Annotated in this window: 20 protein-coding genes and 1 riboswitch; of the genes, 17 read left to right on the top strand and 3 right to left on the bottom strand. The window is 47.4% G+C overall.

Annotated features, from left to right (window positions below; genetic code table 11):
* The first annotated feature begins 262 nt into the window (after window positions 1-262).
* The 10 genes from CHI14_RS24610 (at window position 263) to CHI14_RS24565 (ending at window position 10,642) form a co-directional block, all read left to right on the top strand.
* The gene (locus tag CHI14_RS24610; protein WP_095292138.1) at window positions 263-790 is read left to right on the top strand and encodes a TFIIB-type zinc ribbon-containing protein; all 528 of its coding nucleotides are present in this window, start codon (window positions 263-265) and stop codon (window positions 788-790) included.
* A 17-nt stretch (window positions 791-807) separates the two neighbouring features.
* Entirely contained in the window at window positions 808-1,209 is a 402-nt protein-coding gene (locus tag CHI14_RS24605) for a hypothetical protein (RefSeq protein ID WP_095292136.1), read from the top strand.
* Window positions 1,210-1,516: 307 nt separating this feature from the next.
* Window positions 1,517-3,493: a peptidoglycan D,D-transpeptidase FtsI family protein gene (locus CHI14_RS24600; protein ID WP_095292134.1), complete on the top strand. Its 1,977-nt coding sequence runs from the start codon at window positions 1,517-1,519 to the stop codon at window positions 3,491-3,493.
* Window positions 3,494-3,800: 307 nt separating this feature from the next.
* Window positions 3,801-4,715 carry a metal ABC transporter solute-binding protein, Zn/Mn family gene (locus CHI14_RS24595; protein WP_249281228.1) on the top strand — a complete coding sequence of 305 codons (915 nt, stop codon included), beginning with the start codon at window positions 3,801-3,803 and terminating at the stop codon, window positions 4,713-4,715.
* 57 nt (window positions 4,716-4,772) lie between these two features.
* Window positions 4,773-5,567 carry a metal ABC transporter ATP-binding protein gene (locus CHI14_RS24590; RefSeq protein ID WP_095292158.1) on the top strand — a complete coding sequence of 265 codons (795 nt, stop codon included), beginning with the start codon at window positions 4,773-4,775 and terminating at the stop codon, window positions 5,565-5,567.
* A 2-nt stretch (window positions 5,568-5,569) separates the two neighbouring features.
* The gene (locus CHI14_RS24585) at window positions 5,570-6,529 is read left to right on the top strand and encodes a metal ABC transporter permease (protein ID WP_095292129.1); all 960 of its coding nucleotides are present in this window, start codon (window positions 5,570-5,572) and stop codon (window positions 6,527-6,529) included.
* Window positions 6,529-7,401 (top strand): metal ABC transporter permease, encoded by an 873-nt coding sequence (locus CHI14_RS24580; RefSeq protein WP_095292128.1) that lies wholly within the window; start codon window positions 6,529-6,531, stop codon window positions 7,399-7,401. Before CHI14_RS24585 ends, CHI14_RS24580 begins: the two co-directional genes overlap by 1 nt.
* Window positions 7,402-7,708: 307 nt before the next feature.
* Window positions 7,709-8,458, top strand: coding sequence for a Cof-type HAD-IIB family hydrolase (locus CHI14_RS24575; protein ID WP_095292127.1), 750 nt, complete (start codon window positions 7,709-7,711; stop codon window positions 8,456-8,458).
* 54 nt (window positions 8,459-8,512) lie between these two features.
* Entirely contained in the window at window positions 8,513-8,953 is a 441-nt protein-coding gene (locus CHI14_RS24570) for a DUF456 domain-containing protein (RefSeq protein WP_095292156.1), read from the top strand.
* A 60-nt stretch (window positions 8,954-9,013) separates the two neighbouring features.
* Complete coding sequence (locus CHI14_RS24565) at window positions 9,014-10,642, top strand: putative polysaccharide biosynthesis protein (RefSeq protein WP_095292125.1); 1,629 nt, start codon at window positions 9,014-9,016, stop codon at window positions 10,640-10,642.
* Window positions 10,643-10,772: 130 nt separating this feature from the next.
* On the opposite strand, the gene CHI14_RS24560 is transcribed toward CHI14_RS24565, so the two are convergent.
* Complete coding sequence (locus CHI14_RS24560; RefSeq protein WP_095292123.1) at window positions 10,773-12,044, bottom strand: DUF2515 family protein; 1,272 nt, start codon at window positions 12,042-12,044, stop codon at window positions 10,773-10,775.
* Window positions 12,045-12,162: 118 nt separating this feature from the next.
* On the opposite strand from CHI14_RS24560, the gene CHI14_RS24555 reads away from it, so the two are divergent.
* The 6 genes from CHI14_RS24555 to CHI14_RS24530 all read left to right on the top strand — a co-directional run bounded on the left by CHI14_RS24555 (window position 12,163) and on the right by CHI14_RS24530 (window position 17,678).
* A complete protein-coding gene (locus CHI14_RS24555; RefSeq protein WP_095292122.1) occupies window positions 12,163-12,507 on the top strand; it encodes a thioredoxin family protein in 345 nt (114 codons plus the stop codon).
* A gap of 304 nt (window positions 12,508-12,811) precedes the next feature.
* Window positions 12,812-13,735, top strand: a complete 924-nt coding sequence (locus CHI14_RS24550) for a COX15/CtaA family protein (protein WP_283164013.1) — start codon at window positions 12,812-12,814, stop codon at window positions 13,733-13,735.
* Between the two features lie 210 nt (window positions 13,736-13,945).
* Window positions 13,946-14,674: a Cthe_2314 family HEPN domain-containing protein gene (locus CHI14_RS24545; RefSeq protein ID WP_095292119.1), complete on the top strand. Its 729-nt coding sequence runs from the start codon at window positions 13,946-13,948 to the stop codon at window positions 14,672-14,674.
* A 121-nt stretch (window positions 14,675-14,795) separates the two neighbouring features.
* Window positions 14,796-14,936, top strand: a riboswitch (SAM riboswitch).
* A gap of 125 nt (window positions 14,937-15,061) precedes the next feature.
* Window positions 15,062-16,096, top strand: a complete 1,035-nt coding sequence (locus CHI14_RS24540; RefSeq protein ID WP_095292117.1) for a methionine ABC transporter ATP-binding protein — start codon at window positions 15,062-15,064, stop codon at window positions 16,094-16,096.
* Between the two features lies 1 nt (window position 16,097).
* Window positions 16,098-16,757, top strand: coding sequence for a methionine ABC transporter permease (locus CHI14_RS24535; protein WP_170948264.1), 660 nt, complete (start codon window positions 16,098-16,100; stop codon window positions 16,755-16,757).
* 84 nt (window positions 16,758-16,841) lie between these two features.
* Window positions 16,842-17,678: a MetQ/NlpA family ABC transporter substrate-binding protein gene (locus tag CHI14_RS24530; protein ID WP_095292115.1), complete on the top strand. Its 837-nt coding sequence runs from the start codon at window positions 16,842-16,844 to the stop codon at window positions 17,676-17,678.
* 116 nt (window positions 17,679-17,794) lie between these two features.
* Here CHI14_RS24530 and CHI14_RS24525 read toward each other — a convergent pair whose 3' ends face one another.
* Window positions 17,795-18,796, bottom strand: coding sequence for a DUF2167 domain-containing protein (locus tag CHI14_RS24525; RefSeq protein ID WP_095292113.1), 1,002 nt, complete (start codon window positions 18,794-18,796; stop codon window positions 17,795-17,797).
* A 207-nt stretch (window positions 18,797-19,003) separates the two neighbouring features.
* Here CHI14_RS24525 and CHI14_RS24520 point away from each other — a divergent pair, with 207 nt between their 5' ends.
* Window positions 19,004-19,786, top strand: a complete 783-nt coding sequence (locus tag CHI14_RS24520) for an SDR family oxidoreductase (RefSeq protein WP_095292112.1) — start codon at window positions 19,004-19,006, stop codon at window positions 19,784-19,786.
* 76 nt (window positions 19,787-19,862) lie between these two features.
* On the opposite strand, the gene CHI14_RS24515 is transcribed toward CHI14_RS24520, so the two are convergent.
* Window positions 19,863-20,108, bottom strand: a complete 246-nt coding sequence (locus CHI14_RS24515) for a NifU family protein (protein WP_062324083.1) — start codon at window positions 20,106-20,108, stop codon at window positions 19,863-19,865.
* Window positions 20,109-20,114: the final 6 nt, after the last annotated feature.

The following is a 20,114-nucleotide window of genomic DNA, read 5'->3' as shown; positions in this document are numbered from 1 at the left end:
ATTGAAAGTAGATATAATCGGCGTCCATCCAGGAGATGGCGTCGATTTTTTTGAAAAGATTTACGATATAAAATAAAAATATGCGACAAGAGACTAAAATGGTAGAATGGCCCTTGATTAATTTTTTTAGGAAAAGTCGGCTAAAAACGGCTGAGATGCTGATACAGTGTTTGATATAATACAGCTTAGTCTTGCCTGATAAAATCTAGCTTCAGAAGTCTAATTAGGATTTTTATACATACTTAGTTCCGGAGGAAAATAAATGAGAACGTTTTTTGGAGTGCTTTTTATAATTATTGCGTTACCTATATTACTTCTATTTTTAGCTTTGTTGACCCGAGTACAGAAAGGATATGATCTTTTTATCGTTGTAACAGTCTTCCTTTTACCGGGGATTATATTGATGTGGGCTGGCATTAAAAACCTCAATAGCAGACCCCAGATATCGTATTCCGTTTCTCCCTATCCTCGAAACAATTACGTAGGGAATGATGGCGGTAGCGACCATCTGCACCGGCTGGATTCAGATATCAAACCTAACGTTTTTCAACAGAACATCAACGTTTTTAACGGTCATAGAGATCAGCAGGTTGGAATGGATCTAAACCATGACTCCTCACTCTTTAATACATACAATAACAGTTCATCTCCGAATGAACACAGGCAGGAAGCGCAACGGCCCAAGGTCGTCGTTTCAGCGGAGTGTTCCGGGTGCGGAGCAAAGGTCAAAGTTCAAGGCACGATGTCTGCAGAGTGCGAATATTGTGGCACGACTGTTCAAGTTTCGTAATCAGAAGGGGAATTTTAATGAAAAAAATGTTAGCTATCATCCTGTTTCTATTATCATGTCTGCCCGTTTATTCTCTCTCTGTTCATACAGCCCTAAAGGGAGGCTTCGAAATACCTGTTGCTATTTTCTATCACTTCATTCCAGCAACTTCTCTGTTGTATGTTGTATTTCGATTGTTCAATGGCTACCCGTTATTTGATCGAGGACACCGTTCTGGTTCTACAAACCACAAGTCTAGTGAAGAGCATGACTCAAGTGTAGACGAGAGAGAGTGGCATCAGGAAAAAGAACAAGGAGAACCTGAGGAAAAGGAAAAGGAGAAGCTACAGGTTTCTTGTTCTGGTTGTGGTGCAAAGCTACACGTTTTCATTCATTCCACATCTCCATGTGAATATTGTGGAACTATGGTACATGCTTAATTGGGGCAAGGAACAAAGCAGACAACAATAGAATTTGTAATCGGCAATTTCTCCCTTGAATTCATTTGGGAAGGGTTGCCGATATTTTTTTTGTGATTTTGTTGATAAATGCAGTCTGTTCCCAAAACCAATTTGCTAAATTGTCACTTGCATATGTTCAAGATGACTCATGTTTACGAAAATGTAACCAAATTTTGGGGGACATGGAAGTTAACCTTTGATAGACTAATGTAGGGGAAATATCTGAGCTTTACATTAATCATTTAGACTGTTAACCATTATTGATATAGAACGGAGAGGCTTATACATGTTTAAACGATGGAGGAGCAAGAAAGCATCCGATGAAGACACAGCTGTCAACAAGCCGTCTGCAGCAAGAATAAACCTGTTCTTTTTCGCTGCATTTGTCATCTTTAGTATTCTTATTTTTCGATTAGCCTTTGTGCAGTTTGTCGAGGGACCTGAATTGACGTATATGGAAACGACACGTAATACAAAAGACATTCCGCTTGCTCCTGTGCGTGGACCGATCTATGATGCCACGGGAAAAGTGGCGTTAGCATACTCCGAGCCTGTACAGTCTCTGTATGTATTGTTGTATGAGGATTATAGTAACGGTTCCCGGCAGGAAGAAGCTCAAAAACTCGCAGATGATCTTGCTGCAGTGTTCAAGGAGTTTAACCCTGGAGACAAGGAACAGCCGGATGCAGCAGAGATTATGAAACGCCTCGATCTGGATTACCAAAAGACACACGGGTACACACCAAGACTGGTAAAATCCGACCTGAATACGAAAGAAATCGCTTATTTCATGGAAAAAAAGGCTGAATATCCAGGGACTATGGTGCTGGAGGAAAATGTGAGAAAGTATGACCCTGATCGGGTTGCTGTCCAAGTCATTGGCTACACTAGAGAGTTCAAGGGGCAACAAAATAACTTGGATAAGTATAAAGAAATTAGTAAGTCGCTGGCAACGGAAAGAGACCCGGGCCTTCGCTATACTCAGCAAGAAATGGTTGGAGTAGGTGGACTGGAGTTTCAATATCAGGAGGAACTTCGTGGAAGAAGCGGCTATCAATCCATCGATATTAATGCACGTAATCTTCCTGAAGGAACAATTATGCAGACTCCGCCTGAGAAAGGCTACAGCCTAGTCTCCACAATCAACAAGGAAATTCAGCTGGCAGCTCAGGAAGCGATTACAGATGAACTGCGCAAGCTGCCCAAAGCCATTACGGGGTATGCAGTGGCGATGGAGGTAGATACCGGAAATGTTGTGGCCATGGCGAGCATGCCGGACTATGATCCGAATGATTGGGATTATGAGAAGATCAAATACGTCTACCGGAATGGGACAATTGCCTCCTTCCCACCGAATGATTCCAAGCCTAGGCATGCCGAATCTGTGGTCTTGCTAGGTTCCGTCATCAAACCTCTTAGTGTACTTATCGGCCTGAAAGAAGGCTTATTCACTGCAGGACAGACCTATCACGATCAGGGATACGCCATTTTGGGGAAAGACGGGCGGCAGGTGAGAAACTCCCACTCTGCTTATAATGGTCATATCACGGCAAGACGCGCCATAGAGAAATCTTCCAATGCGTTTATGATTGATATGGTAGGCAAACGATTGCTGAATAAATATGGCTCACAGAAAGGAATTAAAGTTTGGGACGAATACATGAAAGATTTCGGCTTGGGTGTTTCTACAGGTGTGGATCTTCCAGGCGAGTACTTAGGTACACTCGAATACAACGAGGATCATGAATCCGCCTTGACACGTCTGGCGTTTGCCTCGTTTGGTCAACAAGCGAAGTACACGACACTCCAGCTCGCACAATATACTACGATGCTTGCCAATAAGGGTAAACGGATGGAGCCTCATTTGGTGAAAGAAATTCGTGACGCAGAAGGCAATGTCGTTACAAAAATTAAACCTAAAGTTTTAAACGAAGTGGATTTTGCGGATGCATACTGGAATGAAGTACACCGCGGCATGGTCACCAAAGTAAGCTCTTTTGACGGATTCCCTTATGACTATGCCCGTAAAACGGGTACATCGGAGCAAGGGACAGGTCCGAATAAAAAGGAGAACGGTGTGTTTATCGCATTTGCACCGCGTGAGAATCCAAAACTGGCCATCGCGGTTGTTGTACCCGAAGGCGGATTCGGGTCTGTCAGTGCGTCGCCAATTGCACGTAAAATCTTCGATGCTTACGATGAAGTGTACGGTCTGGATGGGACGCCAAAAGGGAAAAAGGGTGAGGAGAAGGACAAAGAGTAAAGCAAGATTTTTGGGGAGAGGTACCAAAGTACGGAGATTAACACATGTGCCGTTGGTGACTCGATATCATTATTCTGTAAAAACAGCCAGTGAAACGGCGAAAATGCGGAACCGGACAGGCAAGGGAAATTATCCCTTGCCTTTTTATTTTGCATCGGCTAAAATTTGCACAAGGGAAACATTATTAGCTTAGTATAAATTTTAATACCTTGTACAACAAAATTAGATGTGGACAATTATGTTAGGAGAGGGAAAGGAGAGGTTGGAGTTGTTAATGGTGAAAATGAGGAGTATTCAAAGAGGGTTCATGACACTGTCAGCCCTCGTGTTGATTGTGGTTTTGACAGCTTGTTCCAGCTCAGCCGAATCGGGAAGCACGGAAGGGAAGATGCAGGTTACAGCAACCACAGGCATGATTGCAGATGTAGCACGTGAGATCGGAGGGGCATATGTTGACGTTACCGGGCTAATGGGTCCAGGCGTTGACCCCCATCTGTACAAGGCTTCGCAAGGGGATATCCGCAAGCTGGAGCAAGCTGAGGTCATTTTTTATAACGGGCTGCACCTGGAAGGTAAAATGACTGATATTTTGGAGAAGATGTCCAAGAGCAAAACAGTAACTGCCGTAACAGACGGCATCCCGGTAGATGAATTGCATTCGGGTAAGGAAACCGGAGGTACGGAATATGATCCACATGTCTGGTTTGATGTGAGCCACTGGATGCATGCGGCAGAAGCCGTGCGCGATACACTTGTGGAGGCAGATCCGGATCATGCTGAGGCGTATCAGGCTCAAGCCGAAGCGTATTTGGCAAAGCTCGAAGAACTGGATAACGAAGTGCGCACAAAAATTCAGGAGATCCCTGAAGCGAGCCGAGTACTCGTTACCGCACACGACGCTTTTGGATATTTTGGTGAGGCCTACGGCATGAAAGTGATGGGACTTCAGGGAATCAGTACAGCAGCCGAATATGGTGCGAAGGATGTCAGTGAACTGCGGGATTACCTCGTGGATAACAATATTAAGGCGGTATTTGTGGAATCGAGTGTACCGGCAAAAGCGATGGAAGCCATTATTGCCGGAGCCGCCGAAAAAGGACATACGGTCAGCATTGGCGGGGAACTATTCTCGGATGCCATGGGTGCTGAAGGAACAGAAGAAGGTACTTACATTGGCATGATTCGCCACAATACCGAGACAATTGTAGAGGCGTTGAAATAATGATTTTATCCAGAGAGGAGTGGAAACAGCATGAGCAAGACAACGTTATCTGAGAACATGATTACATCCAGGATTCCGAATGAATTGCAGGGAACGCAGCCTACATTGGTCCCTCTTAGTGTAAGGGATCTGGCAGTAGCCTATCATAAAAAGCCAGTCCTCAGCGGGGTTTCCTTTGATATACCGGAAGGACAGCTGATTGGCATTCTCGGTCCTAATGGGGCCGGGAAGTCTACCCTGATCAAGGCTGTACTCGGACTGGTACCTAAAATGCACGGTGAGGTGCGGATATTTGGTCAGTCCTACCGTGAGCAGCGGCGCCGGATCGGCTACGTTCCCCAGCGGGAATCGGTTGATTGGGATTTCCCAACCCATGCGCTGGATGTGGTGATGATGGGTAGGTACGGTCACCTGGGCTGGTTCCGTCGTCCAGGCAAGAAGGAGCGTGATCTGGCTGCACACTGCCTTGAGCAAGTGGGTATGGGAGACTATATGCATCGCCAGATTAGCCAGCTGTCCGGCGGACAGCAGCAGCGAGTCTTTTTGGCTCGTGCACTGGTTCAGGATGCGGACCTGTATTTCATGGATGAACCGTTTGCAGGCGTGGATGCCACAACGGAAAAGGCCATCATTTCCCTTCTGGAACAGTTGAAAAAGCAAGGAAAGACGGTACTCGTGGTTCATCACGACCTTGCGACGGTGGAGGAATATTTTGACCATGTACTGCTGCTCAATGGGCGACTGGTTGCCGGCGGGCCGACAAGCGAAGTGTTTGTACCGGATACGCTGCAGGAAACTTACGGAGGCCGGATTGCGATGATCGGAAGCCGGACGGAGAAGGGCCAGGTGTAGTAATGGGGAACTGGATCCTTTCCATTCTGTCGGACCCCAACACACGCTGGATTTTGCTTGGCTGTTTGTTGCTCGGGTTCAGTAGTGGCATTATTGGCTCATTTACTTTTTTGCGCCGCCAAAGTTTGATGGGCGATACACTGGCACATGCGGCATTGCCAGGGATCTGTATTGCTTTTATGTTGACGGAAACCAAGTCCGTAGGTCTCTTTCTGTTTGGTGCACTCGTTGCAGGAATCATTGCTACCTTCGGGATATCATGGATCACCCGGTATTCACGGATTAAGCAGGATGCAGCGATGGGGATTGTGCTGACGGTATTTTTCGGCATTGGTGTAGTCATGCTGACCCGCATCCAGCATGGGGCCAGCGGAAGCCAAAGTGGGCTCGATAAATATTTGTTTGGTCAGGCGGCCTCCATGGTGATGACCGATGTATACGTCATGGGCGGTGTCTGTCTCGTTTTACTCATTGCCTGTCTGGTCTGGTTCAAGGAATTCAAGCTTGTGAGCTTTGATCCGGGATTCGCCCGGGGCATGGGGCTGCCTGTAGCGATGCTGGAACAGCTGATCTTGCTGCTCACAGTCATCGCGGTTGTAGCGGGAATTCAGGCAGTCGGAGTCGTTCTTGTCGCTGCCTTGCTTGTGACTCCTGCGGCGGCAGCGCGCTGCTGGACCGATTCACTTGCACTTATGGTGCTGCTCGCAGGCATATTTGGTGCTCTGAGTGGTGCCACGGGCACCATCTTCAGTACGCTTGTTCCTAATCTGCCGACAGGACCCGTGACCGTCCTTACAGCTACGGTACTGTTTGCCGGCTCGGCGCTGCTTGCTCCGCGTCGGGGGTTACTGGCTCGACGTTTGCGAAGCATGCAGGCCAAATCGGCTTATCTTCGAGAAGAGCGTGCTACGCTTCAGACACTTTCCGCCCAAGGAACACAGCAGGAACGGGGGGAGCTGTAATGGCTACATTTTGGATCATATTAACAGCTGTATTGGTTTCGTCCGCATGTGCCATTCTTGGATGTTTCCTTATCTTGCGGCGAATGGCACTGGTTGGCGATGCTATCAGCCATGCCGTGCTTCCCGGGATTGCCATTGCTTTTCTATGGAGCGGTTCCAGGGACTCCTTATGGATGCTGCTTGGAGCCACTATTTTCGGTCTGTTAACGGTATTCTTCATTCAAAGCCTGCAGGCCGGAGGACTGTCTTCCGATGCGTCCATTGGCATTGTATTTACGGCACTGTTTGCCGTCGGTGTTATTCTGATCAGTCTGAACGCCCAGCATATCGATCTGGATCTGGACTGTGTGCTCTTTGGTGAGATTGCCTATGTACAGTGGGATACGTTAACACTTGGGGGTACGGATGTCGGGCCAAGGGCCGTCTGGATGCTGGGTATTACGCTCCTGGTCATCTTGATTGTTATCGGACTGTTCTATAAACAGTTCAAACTGTGCGCCTTCGATCCGGCGCTGGCAGCTGCCTGCGGTATTCCGGTCGTATTGTTCCATTACCTGCTCATGGGGCTTGTGTCCATGACATCCGTGGCTTCCTTTGAAAGTGTGGGGTCCATCCTCGTGGTAGGCATGTTGATTGTTCCCGCGGCGACAGCTTATCTGCTCACGGATCGATTGGGTAAAATGATTTTGTACAGCGTACTGGTGGGGGCCGCTTCCTCTGTCGGGGGCTATATAATGGCTTATGCATTGGATGCTTCTATTGCAGGCTGCATGGTGGCGGTAGCTGGAATTCTGTTTGTTTTGGCACTCTTGCTGTCTCCGAAACATGGCATTATCCTCCGCTACGCTCGTCGTAAATTCGCGACAAGATAAGAACTAGATAACAACCGTCTGCATACGCAGGCGGTTTTTGATGTTTGGGATGTGTGATATCGGGTATGACATCCATATAGATGAGGATTTCTCTCGATCTGCTCCAGCAGTTAAGCGCATATGATCTTGTCTGCCTTCATATCGTTATTTGGATTGACCGTTATTTTGTTGCATCTGGATGATCTGTGGTAAAATGTCGTTAGCTGTGACGTCCGGAGCGTCCGCCTCCTGCGGATACCGGGCGGTCTTTTTGTGAGAGAATAGTTGGATAGAGAGAAGTAGAGAGACAACCGAGGAGGAATACTGCATGAGTGAACTTAAATACAAACTGCTGGCGCTGGATATGGACGGGACATTGCTCAACGATAATCATGAAATTACCCAGGAAACCGCCAAGTGGATACAGATCGCCATCCGGCGCGGGGTGCATGTGTGCCTATCCACAGGAAGAGCCGTATTCCATGCAATGCCGTATGCGGTACAGCTTGGTCTGGAAACGCCGATGGTCACGGTGAATGGCAGTGAAGTCTGGAAAGCTCCACATGACCTGCACATTCGTCACCTGATGGACCCGGCTTTAATCCGTACCATGCAGGAGATTGGTGAGAAATACAACAGCTGGTACTGGGCATATTCCGTTGAGGAGCTGTTCAACCGTGAGCGTTGGACAGAAAATATTGAAGATCTGGAATGGCTGAAGTTTGGTTTCAATACGGAAGATGATGAAGTTCGTCATCAGATCATGATGGAACTGCAGCAGCTGGGAGGCCTTCAAATGACGAATTCCTCACCTGTTAATATCGAGATTAACCCGGCTGGCATTTCAAAAGCGAGTGGCGTGGCTGAAGTCTGCAAACTGCTAGGCATAGAAATGTCCGAAGTCGTCGCAGTGGGAGACAGCCTGAACGATCTAGCCGTGATCGAGGCGGCAGGTCTGGGTGTTGCCATGGGGAACGCACAGGACCAAGTGAAGGAAGCCGCTGATCTGATTGTGGCGAGCAACAATGAAGATGGAATTGTGGAAGTTATTCGTGAACACATTTTGAAGGGGGAATAACCTTTGCTTGCAACCGTTGGCTGGATTTTAATTGTGCTTTTGTTTGCAGTGGGAATGGCCGGAACGGTATACCCGATACTGCCTGGAGCTATAGCGATCTTTTTCGCGTTTCTGGTCTATGGCTGGTTCTTCAGTTTCGACCCGTTCGGCGTATGGTTCTGGATTTTCCAGATTCTAATCGTGGTGGTCCTGTTCGTAGCGGATTATGTGGTTAGTGCATGGGGGGTCAAGAAGTTCGGAGGCTCCAAGCTATCCACAACCCTGAGTACGATTGGTGTCATTATTGGTCCATTTGTTATCCCGGCATTCGGGTTGGTACTGGGACCGTTTATCGGTGCATTTATCGGGGAATTAATTGGCGGATCATCACCTTCCAAGGCTACAAAGGTCGGGTTCGGTTCCGTCGTTGGTCTGTTTACCAGTACGGTAATGAAAATTATTTTGCAAATCGTCATGATTGTTCTGTTTATTATCTGGGTAGCAAGATTCGCATAGACGTTCGGGATGGGCTTCAACCAGATGCACGTCCGTGTGGGGGAAAGAAGGGGAATTAGTTTGTCTAAGAAGGAAACATTCATTAAGGGTACGCTCATCCTGGCGGCCGCAGCACTCATTGCCAGAGTACTTGGTCTTGTGCAGCGGGTACCGCTGGAGCATATCCTTGGCGATATCGGTAACGCATCGTTTACCATCTCCAATACGGTATACTTAATGCTGTTAACCGTCGCAACAGCAGGAATTCCCAGCACGCTCAGCAAGATGGTGTCTGAACGCTACGCGCTGGGACGCGCGGGAGAAGCACAGCAAATTTATAAGGCGGCCTTGATCTTTGCTGCGGTAGCCGGGGTTGTCATGTCAGCCTTACTGTGGTTTGCAGCGCCTTATTATGCAACGTATGTATCCAAGGTACCGGAAGCGGTTAGTGCAATTCGGGCCCTTGCTCCGGCGCTGCTGCTCTTCCCGGCCATTGCCATGATGCGTGGTTACTTCCAGGGACGCGGCAATATGACGGCAGGCGGTATATCTCAGATCGTAGAGCAGTTCGCCCGGGTAGGTACAGCCATTATCGTGGCATATGTCATGCTGCAATGGAATTATGATGACAGAACGATTGCTGCAGGAGCTTCATTCGGTGGGGTGCTCGGCAGTATCGGTGCCTTTGCCGTCATGCTCTACTTCACCTTGAAGCTGCGCCGTAGTGATCGTGCAGCCGGGCTGGAGGTTGTTCGTGCAGAGCAGCTGCCAATGCGAGGGATATACAGTGATATCTTCAAACTGTCGATTCCCATAGTGTTATCGTCCCTTGCGGTTCCGGCGATTAACTTTATCGATTCATCACTTGTGGTTCCGCTGCTCAGCGGCCGTATTGGGCTGGAAGAGGCAACAGGGGTGCTGGCGATCCTCGGTGCGAAGGCGCAAAGTATTGCGGGAATCCCGCCAATTCTGGCCATTGCGCTTAGCCAATCGCTTGTACCTGTCATTTCGGCAGCCTTTGCACGCAAAGATGAAGCCCATCTCCAGAATCAAATTACGCTGGCCATGCGCATTTCGATTTTGACAGGCATGCCAATCGTCATTGCCCTATGTGCGGCAGCCTATTCGGTGAATGGATTACTGTTCAGTACGCCAGATGGGACTCCGATCATTACCCTGCTGACCTTCGGTACCATTTTCCAAATTACGATGATGACGACAAACTCCATTCTGCTTGGAGTAGGTAAACCGCGGATTACAATGATCAGTGTAGCTGCAGGGATTATCGTTAAATTGGTAGCAAGTTTGATCCTGGCTCCGATCTTCGGCATCTATGGGATCATTATTGCAACAGCATTATGTTTCCTGGTGATTACGTATCTGAACCTGCGCGTACTGAGAAAAATCGTAACCTTCTCGATCATGGGTGATCGCTGGGTTGGTTTCGGGGTAACTGTTCTACTTGCTGCAGGTATTGGTTTCGGAGCAAACTGGGCTGGCAATTGGATCTTTGGTTTATTCCTGCCAGCACGTGTATCCTTCCTCATGACCTGCCTGGTTGTCGGTGCTCTCGTTGTGGTCGTATACCTGGTCATGCTGGTCATTCTTCGCGTATTGCGCAGAGATGAACTTGGCAGCTACCCGCGTATTTTGCAAAAGGTACTGCGGCCGCTCATGCGTCTTCAGCGTGGTACGGGTCAGCGGGCATAGGTTGATGCCAAACATTCTTAAAATAAGTACAAGCTCTGTCTGCTGCTTAAGCGGGCAGGGCTTTTTTATTCTGAAATCGTATAAGATGAACAGCAGACAGCCGATTCGAGAAAACCGTACTCTAGGTCGCTTAATGCAGCAATGTCTTGGCATCATGGGCAACGGCCGTTTTGAGCATTCCATATCGGTGTTCATGGCTCATTTCAAACAACCAAGGACGACGCGGTGCACTGAGGTGGCCAAGACTATCCCGATTTTGCAGCCAGTCCTGTCTGGTGATCGGTTCATACGGTGTGTCTTTCCATACGGCGAGCAGCTCTGGGCTGTATAATCGCCTACCTTCTGGCATCCATTCGTGTTCCAGCAGTTCCTGAGTATAGAATTTCGAATCTGCCGAGCCTTCCAAGCTCGTTGTGAATAGACCCGGCCAATACTCGGCACGTGAGCCCCTGTGGGGAACCGAACGGGCAAACTCGAGCACTTGTGTATACACCTGCTCGATGCCAAACAGCATGGCGTAGAGGCCTTTGCCAAACATGATTCGTTCATCCAGCTTGCCAAAATGTTCGATTACCCTCCCGGCGAGTCCTTTTCCGCGTCCAAGTGGAAACACAATATGATTAAGCCCCGCGAGGTTGTGAAGGTGAAATGCAGGCTTGGAGAGTACTTCTTTTTGAAAATAAGGATGCTGTACGACCCGGCTCTCAATATAGTTCTGCTCATTAATAATTAATGCCACACTAAGCAGGGAGCTGCATCGTTCCAACCAGAACCGCTCCCAGATGGGGGTCATGAACGCCGATACGTGAAAATGCGATAGCAGGTGGAAGCAGCTTCGCCCGATTCGCCTGCTGTTCATGTAGAGCAGAAGCTGAGGATAGGCGTCCTGGAAAATGAGTGCATTACAACGCTCGAGCAACCGATACATATGCTCCCGATCTGTCTGGTTTTGCAGATTATGCATAAGGTTGCTCTGCAGATCGGTCATGTGATAACCACCGTTGCGGGAAACCATATGGGCAAGCAGGGCCCAATGCAGTTCGGGATATTGGTCATAACATGCCAAATAGGCTGCTGTACGTGTGATGTTGCTTCGATTATTTTCTACCGTTAGCGTTTTAATTTCTTCCAGAATGATGCAATCCTCTTCACATAATGGGGCGCTTTTGGCATGGCGGGCAGAAGCCGTCTCCGTACCGGGTAACAGGCGTTCGATTTCTCCCTTTAGCGTCTCAGCCATTTCAGCTTCCCAAGCCAAATCTCGTGAAGGATGACGAAGCTGCGCCGAAGCCTTCCAAGCGGCCTGTTTACCACGCCATACTTCTCTGGCTGCTCCAGGAATGGAACGAACAATACGAAAGAGCGAATCAGGGGATACAGCATCGTTACGGGTGGAAGTCATCGCCTGTCATCCTTTCATCAGGGTTGGTTTTAAAATAAGTATGTGCTGAATATTTGACTTCCACTCGGCAATTTGCTTCACTAAGGATAAGACAAGGTACAGAAAGGAAGATGTTGTCATGGAACAGATTACATCCAAGCCAGCGTTTGATGTGGCCATTCAATCTCCTCGGCTTACCGTAGCGGTATTTAAGGCAGATTGGTGCGGAGACTGCAAGTACATTGATCCGTTTATGCCTGAGGTCGAGGAAAAATTTGCTCGCGATTTGACACTGATTGAGGTCGATGTGGATCAGGTGGGTACCGTTAGTGAGGAACAAAATATTCTGGGTATTCCAAGCTTTGTTGCATACACCGATGGTCGCGAACTTGTTCGCTACGTGAACAAACTTCGCAAGTCGAGAGAAGAGATTGAACAATTTTTGCAGCGTGCGGTTGAAGTGTACAATACGATTCATAAATAAACGAAAGCACGGGCGAATTCGTCTGTGAATTCTAATTGGCGCCGTTCCTCTTGAAAAGAGGAAATGGCGTTTTTATTTTGGCAATTTCGGGGGACAATATTAAGGTACATATAAGGGAATGACTAATTGGTCATTTTGTCGACAGACGTTAACATTTTGTCACAAAGCGAGGCGTCAATGACACTTTTATCCGGTATAATGAATTTAGTTGTGAAATAAGTGTCAAAGTATCGAAACAAGCGGAGAGATCGTTCTTCGCCATCTTAAACCAACAGCGGGTGAGAAAAAATTGAAGCACTTAACCTTGTTTAAATGGTTAACCGTATTAACTTGTCTTGTTATGTTCTTGGCTACGTTCGGCGGTGGGGTCGTTACCAAGACGGAATCCGGACTGGGGTGCGGCACGGAGTGGCCTTTATGTAACGGTAAACTCGTTCCTGCACATACTGTAGCCTCACTGATTGAATATTCGCATCGCGCGGTCAGCGCATTGGCTGGATTGCTCTCCATTGCCTCTTTTGTTGCATTTCTACGATATGGAAAATCACGTCGTGATCTGCAATTGTTTTCATTCTTAACGTTGATCTTTGTTATTATCCAGGGGATTATGGGGGCTTTTGCCGTCGTCTTCTCCCAATCATCGGCGGTCATGGCGCTGCACTTCGGTTTTGCCCTGATTGCCTTTGCCAGTTCCCTGATGATGGCTCTCGGTATTAGGCAGGAGGCTCGTCATGGTGGTCTTGAAAGGTTGAACAAATACCCGCGGGTCAGCAAAAGCTTCCGCAACCTGGTCTGGTTCTCAACCATCTACACGTATCTTGTGGTATACACAGGGGCCTTTGTAAGTCATACCGACTCAGCTGGGGGCTGCTCGGGCTTCCCGCTCTGTAACGGACAGATTATACCTGAACTGTCTGGTGGCGTGGCCGTAGCGTTTGCTCACCGTGTAGCCGCTGCTTCGCTTGTTATTGTAATTGCGATCCTGGGGCATTATGCATATCGCAAACATCCGGATAACACGGAACTTCGGGCGTTGGGCGTCATATCTGTGGTGCTCATTCTGCTTCAAGTCCTGATCGGTTTTGGCATGATGCTTACCATCAGCCGTCCGGAAGTGTACATGTTCGTGGCTCTGGCTCACATGCTTGATATCGCCATATTGTTCGGAATACTAACTTATATGAGTTTCCTGGTGTACAAGCTTCATCGGCCAGCTGATCGTTTCTAATCATTATTTAGATGTTCAGTCATTCATGGTTTCCAAATGCAAAGTCCGCCATCCAATAATGCACATCATTGGGCAGGTGGGCTTTGTTTGATGTCAGGCGGGGCAGGGCACCCTAATGTAAGCAGCGACCACACGTTTACTCTGATTCCGATTAGGTTTAATATTATAAATCATCTTATTGATCAGCAGAGTGGAAAGAGGAGGCTGTATATGCTGCGAACGTTGCTGGGTGAATTGCCGCGCCAGAATGAGGGCGTGTTGGAAGAAGCGATCGAGTCCATGGTGGAGACACTCGGTCTGTTACAACGACAGCTGGATATGAATCGGGACCCGACTCACGATTATCGCAAACTGTACGTATGGACGCAGGGATTGATTTCCTCGCTGGATGAGCTGGAGCAGGCCTGCTTCGCTGCTTCCCACTTTCGCCAGAAGGTCAGGGCTGGCTCCACCGATGATATGACCATTGAGGAGAAGGCCGAGTATGCCCGATACGTGTACTTCTACAAGGATGGGTTCATTCGTTGTTTTGCCATTCTAGATAAGACAGGCACGGTATTAAATGAAATTTTTAATCTGAATACATCCAAGGTGAAATCCCATTTTTCGTATTTTACCGTGATGAGACAGTTTGGCTATTCGAAAATGCATAATGATCTTGCTGTTGAATTAATCAAAATTAAGGATGCATATCGGGAACCGATGAGCAAACTGCGCAAACGACGGAATATGGAAATTCACTACATGAATTCCGAGATGCAGGATGACCTGTGGCAGCTTCATCAAACGTTGCAGGGGAAAGTGACGCTTGAAGATCTGGATCAGCACCTGGAAGAATTGCGTCAGGGCGTGGATATGGTTTGCGAAACGCTAAAAGCATCTTATGGTTACATCAACAAAATGTGGCACAAGCAGGGCATGTCAGAACTCGCAAAATGATTGTGTAATATTTACCTTTGACAAAGCGGAATACTTGGATTATACTGAGTTCTACTTAAGCATACATGACATTAACATGCATACCATTTACATTTTACCACTGAACTTATAAATTTAATATTTCTTATCGAGAGCGGCGGAGGGACAGGCCCGATGAAGCCCGGCAACCGATTTATAATGACATGACAACCAGTCATACTTTATAGATGTTAGGTGCTAATTCCTACAAAATGGTGCACAGCACGATTTTGGCAGATGAGAAGGTATATTCTTTCGCGTGAAGAGCCCTTTTTGTTTCTGCAAAAGGGCTCTTTTTTATATGTCAGAGGGGAGTTTTCCTTTCATTCGGGTAAAGATACATGTAGGCGGTGGGAAGGAGAAGTCATATTGATCGAATTAAAAGGATTAACCAAGACGTATGGCAGAGGTTCAAAACAAACGACAGCCCTAGCCGATTTGGATCTAATGATCGGTAAAGGTGAAATATTCGGAGTGATTGGACACTCCGGTGCAGGGAAAAGTACATTGATCCGTTGTATCAACCTGCTCGAAAGACCAACATCTGGTGAGGTATGGGTAGATGGAGTCAACCTAACCGGTCTCCATAAGACAGAGCTGCAGAAGCAGCGACGCAAGATTGGCATGATATTTCAGCACTTTAATCTGTTATCCTCGGCTACAGTTTATGACAATGTAGCTTTTCCACTAAAGCTCGTGAATACACCTAAAGCTGATATTGACCGCAAGGTGAAGGAGATGCTGACTCTCGTTGGATTGGAGCATCATAGCAGCAAATATCCGGCACAGCTGTCAGGTGGACAGAAACAAAGAGTGGGTATCGCCCGGGCACTTGCCAGTGATCCTGCCGTTCTGCTGTGTGACGAAGCAACATCTGCCCTTGATCCGCAGACGACAGCTTCGATTCTGAAGCTGCTGCTGGACATTAATCAGAAATACAATCTCACGATTGTTTTGATCACGCATGAAATGCATGTTATTCAGAGCATTTGTGATCAAGTTGCTGTCATTCATCAGGGGGGGATTGTGGAGCAAGGCCCTGTAACAGATGTCTTCCTTAAACCACAGCATGCCATCACACGTGACTTCATGCAGCGTGATCACGAGTCTGAGCTTCTCTTGGAAGAGGCAGCATTGGCACATGCGGGAGGAACAGTACAGCAGGATGGCCGATCACAATTGGTCAAAATTTCGTTTTTGGGCGAGAAGACGTATGAAGCCATTCTGTCGAGAACCGTTCGTCAGACCGGAGTGGACTTCGCCATTCTGCAAGGAACGATCTCAAGGATCAAACAGATTCCATATGGCCAGTTGACCGTGCGGTTTGAAGGCGATGCGGATGCGATCAGCCGGACTGTGCAGGAATTGAAAGAGCAAGGGCTTGATGTGGAGGTGGTTCGTTAATATGGATTTTTCAACTGTACGCTGGGAAGAGATCGGCAAGGCCTCCATTGAAACATTGCAAATTCTCGGAGCATCCGGTTTGTTCACCATCATTATCGGGTTGCCGCTGGGTGTGCTGCTATTCATGACAGCAAGATCGGCTTCCATCCAGTCACGTACGATCTACACCGTGTTATCCATTATTGTGAATATACTGAGATCAGTCCCATTTATCATTCTGATAGTTGCCCTCATTCCGTTTACACGTTCACTGGTGGGTACAGCTACTGGGGTACTTGGCGTCATACCGCCCCTCGTGATCGCGGCCGCTCCCTACTTCGCAAGGTTGGTTGAGACAACGCTTCGTGAAGTAGACCGTGGCGTCATCGAGGCGGCTCAGGCCATGGGAGCATCCACCGGACAAATTGTAAGACGTGTACTGCTTCCTGAGGCACTGCCTGGTCTGCTCGCGGGAATTACAATCACAATTGTAACGCTGGTATCGTACACAGCCATGGCGGGCATGGTTGGCGGCGGTGGACTCGGAACGCTTGCAATTAACTATGGGTACTTCAGATACCAATATGAAATTATGATTATTTCTGTTGCATTTATGGTTATTCTCGTACAAGTTCTGCAAATGTTTGGCGATCAACTGGTTAAACTTTTCACCCGGAAATAACACATATATAGCATACTGCATCCATTCAATAGCGAATGAATGCAAAGATGCAACAAAAAAATTATTGGAGAAGGGGTTTTACACATGAAAAAATGGTCTTTTGCACTGCTAAGCTTAATGTTGATTGCGGTACTGGCAGCATGCGGAAACAACAAGGATTCCGACAGCGGCGCAGATAATGAGGCAGGCGCACCGCGTACGGTGGAACTGAAAGTGGGAGCTTCACCGACACCACATGCTGAAATTCTGGAGAGCATCAAACCTGAGCTGGAAGCTCAAGGCATTCGGTTGCAGGTTGTAACATTCAACGACTATGTTCAGCCGAATCAACAGCTTGCCGATAAACAATTGGATGCAAACTTTTTCCAACATCAGCCTTACCTGGACACAGAAAACAAAGAACGTGGTTTTAATCTCGTTACGGTAACCCCTGTTCATGTTGAGCCTTTTGCTGGATACTCCAAAAAGATCAAATCCTTGGATGAACTCCAAGACGGTGCGAAAGTAGCCATTCCAAATGACCCATCAAACGGTGGTCGTGCACTTCTGCTGCTTGCAAAAGAAGGAATTATTACGCTGAAAGACAATACTGACATTGCATCCACCATTCAGGATATTACAGCTAATCCGAAAAACCTGGATATTATTGAGCTTGATGCAGCCATGATGCCTCGTCAACTGGATGAAGCCGATCTGGTATTCATTAATGCCAACTATGCGCTTGAAGCTAACCTCAATCCGGAGAAGGATTCTTTGCTTATCGAGGATCTGCAAGGCAATCCTTACGCCAACATTCTCGTTGCCCGTGAAGACAACAAGGATGCTGATGCGATTAAGAAGCTGGCTGCTGCCCTGAATTCCGAAGCAGTTAAAACCTTCATCAAGGAACGTTATCAAGGTGCAGTTGAACCTGCATTCTAAATTGCCAATCCATCCAATCCATTTGAGTTGAGTGATATACGAAAAAACCGAGCCTCTCTGCCTGAGAGTTACTCGGTTTTTTTGTTCTTGGATTGATTGGTGTACGCAAATGATCCTTATTGTTTATTTTCAGGAGATGTGTGCACCGATTTCCGATTATAGTAGGACAATTCATTCTGATCGGCATACTGCTGTTCATCTGCTTCTTGCAGATAGGCCTTTTCATTAGGGGATAATGTATCATCATCTGTCCCTTGCTTCCTCCGTCTGAATTTCAGCCAACAGAATAGGATAACCAAGATAGGAAGAATAACGTACCACCCTTTTTTGAATAAAAGCAAAATACTGAATTTTTGCCCGGCAGTGTAACCGATCCCGCCTACCAGTATGCTTTTGAGTCCCACGGTAGATGTTTTATCCGTTGATTCATCATAATCTTCATAGGTGTTCCCTGGATTAACGCTAAGCTGATTCAGAACCACATCTTCGAATGCCTGGCGATTTTGTTCAAAACTAGGCTGATCTGTAACGAGAATGGCCGTAATGTACCCTTCACGTGTCAGAAACTTTACATTGTAGTTGACCATAGCTTGCTCATTAGCGTCCTTGAAACCAATGGAGTAAACCAATTGACGCTTGGTAGGGTCATATGTTGGTTCAATTTCCCACCCCGTAATAGATATTTTATCTTCAGGAGCGAGTTCCCTATTTTCTTCTTCTGTGCCTCGGATATAACTGCTTAACAATTCTTCAGCATCTAAGTTCTGGTCGTTATCATGGATATGCCCTGTTTTGACGTACTCAAACCCCACATACCATGATCCATGCTCACTGGTGCTGTATAGACTCCCAATTTCGTTGCCATTAGGTTTGGAACCACTGTTTAGCATAGAACGTTGAGTGTTGGCTTTGTCCAAAAAAGAATGATCCTTGGATAGTTGAAGAGTTGCCTTATCATCCAAGGAGACGGAAGCAGGTCCATCAATCCATTCATATTCATAAGGAGATGGGGTAGTTTCGCTTGCAGCGAAGACTGACGAAGCAAAGAGATGTGTTAAAGGAAACATGAGCAATAATACCAGTAGGAAGGTGATAAAACCTTGGTTGCTGTTCTTCATTTCGGGACCCTTTCAAACGTTATGTATTTTAATCAAACCTTTAATGTTGATTCTTTAGCCTAATCGACATTAACATATGATACGGTTTTCTATCAAGGTATTTTTGGATTAAAAGGGATTTATTAGATAAAGGGAGATGCAAGTTGTGAGGGGCTGATAAATCTTTTATACTGGATGAGTGACTGCTCTTTGAAGAGGGGGATGGACGTGAAGGGGAAGATTGCCCTCATAACGGGAAGTGCCAAAGGTCTTGGAAAAATGACGGCCCTCCGTCTGGCAGATCAGGGATGCCATATTGCTTTGAATTATGTGCACAGCCGTATCGAAGCTGAAGCACTTCAGGCCCAGATCACTGCAAAAGGTGTACAGTGCATTGCCATTCAAGCAGACATTTCCAAAACGGAAGACATCGCCATGTTGGTAGAACAGGTTGAAGTCAAGCTGGGCAGTATTGATATACTGGTGAATAATGCAGGACCTTTCGTTCGCGAACGCCGATTGTTTGCAGACTATACGGAGGCCGAGACTCAGATGTTGGTACAAGGGAACCTGCTTGGACCCATGCTTCTGGATCAACGCGTGCTTCCGGAGATGCGACGCAAAAAGTGGGGCCGAATCATTCATTTTGGTTTCAGCCATGCGGGAGAGGCGCGATCCTGGCCGCATCGTGCAGTTTACGCTGCTGCGAAGGTAGGTCTGGTATCCTTTACAAAGACGCTTGCTGTGGAGGAGGCTCCTTACGGCATTACGGTGAATATGGTGTGTCCCGGTGATATCCGGGGGGCCAATAAGGAAAAAACCATTGATGAATTAGCTGGCATAACCGATCAGGAGACGCCGAGAGGACGTCCTGGGAGCGGTGAAGATATTGCACGGGTGATTACGTATTTGTGCTTGGATCACTCCGATTTTATTACAGGCAACATTATGGATGTTTCGGGCGGGCTCGATCCCATACGTCCAACCATCCAGCGTGAAGAGGGACAATAGAGGAAACGCACAAAAAAAGAGCCCTCCGCTTCAATTGAAGCGAAAGGCTCTTGAGGTTTATTTCGTGAAGGATTGATTAGAATACTTGTACGACTTCTTCGACACCGTCAACTTCTTCAAGAAGGGCGCGTTCAATCCCGGCTTTTAAGGTAATGGTGGAGCTTGGGCAGCTGCCGCAGGCACCGACCAGTTTCAGCTTAACGATGCCGTCCTCCACGTCGACCAGTTCCACGTCACCGCCATCGCGTTGCAGGAACGGACGAAGTTTGTCAAGCACGTCAGATACCTCATCATACATGGTGCTTTGTGCGTTTTCGCTCATATTTTT

The sequence above is a fragment of the Paenibacillus sp. 7516 genome, from assembly GCF_002272715.1.
Lineage (GTDB): Bacteria > Bacillota > Bacilli > Paenibacillales > Paenibacillaceae > Paenibacillus > Paenibacillus illinoisensis_A.
Note: the sequence above shows the minus strand (reverse complement) of the source record. Positions and strands in the feature narration are given on the sequence as shown.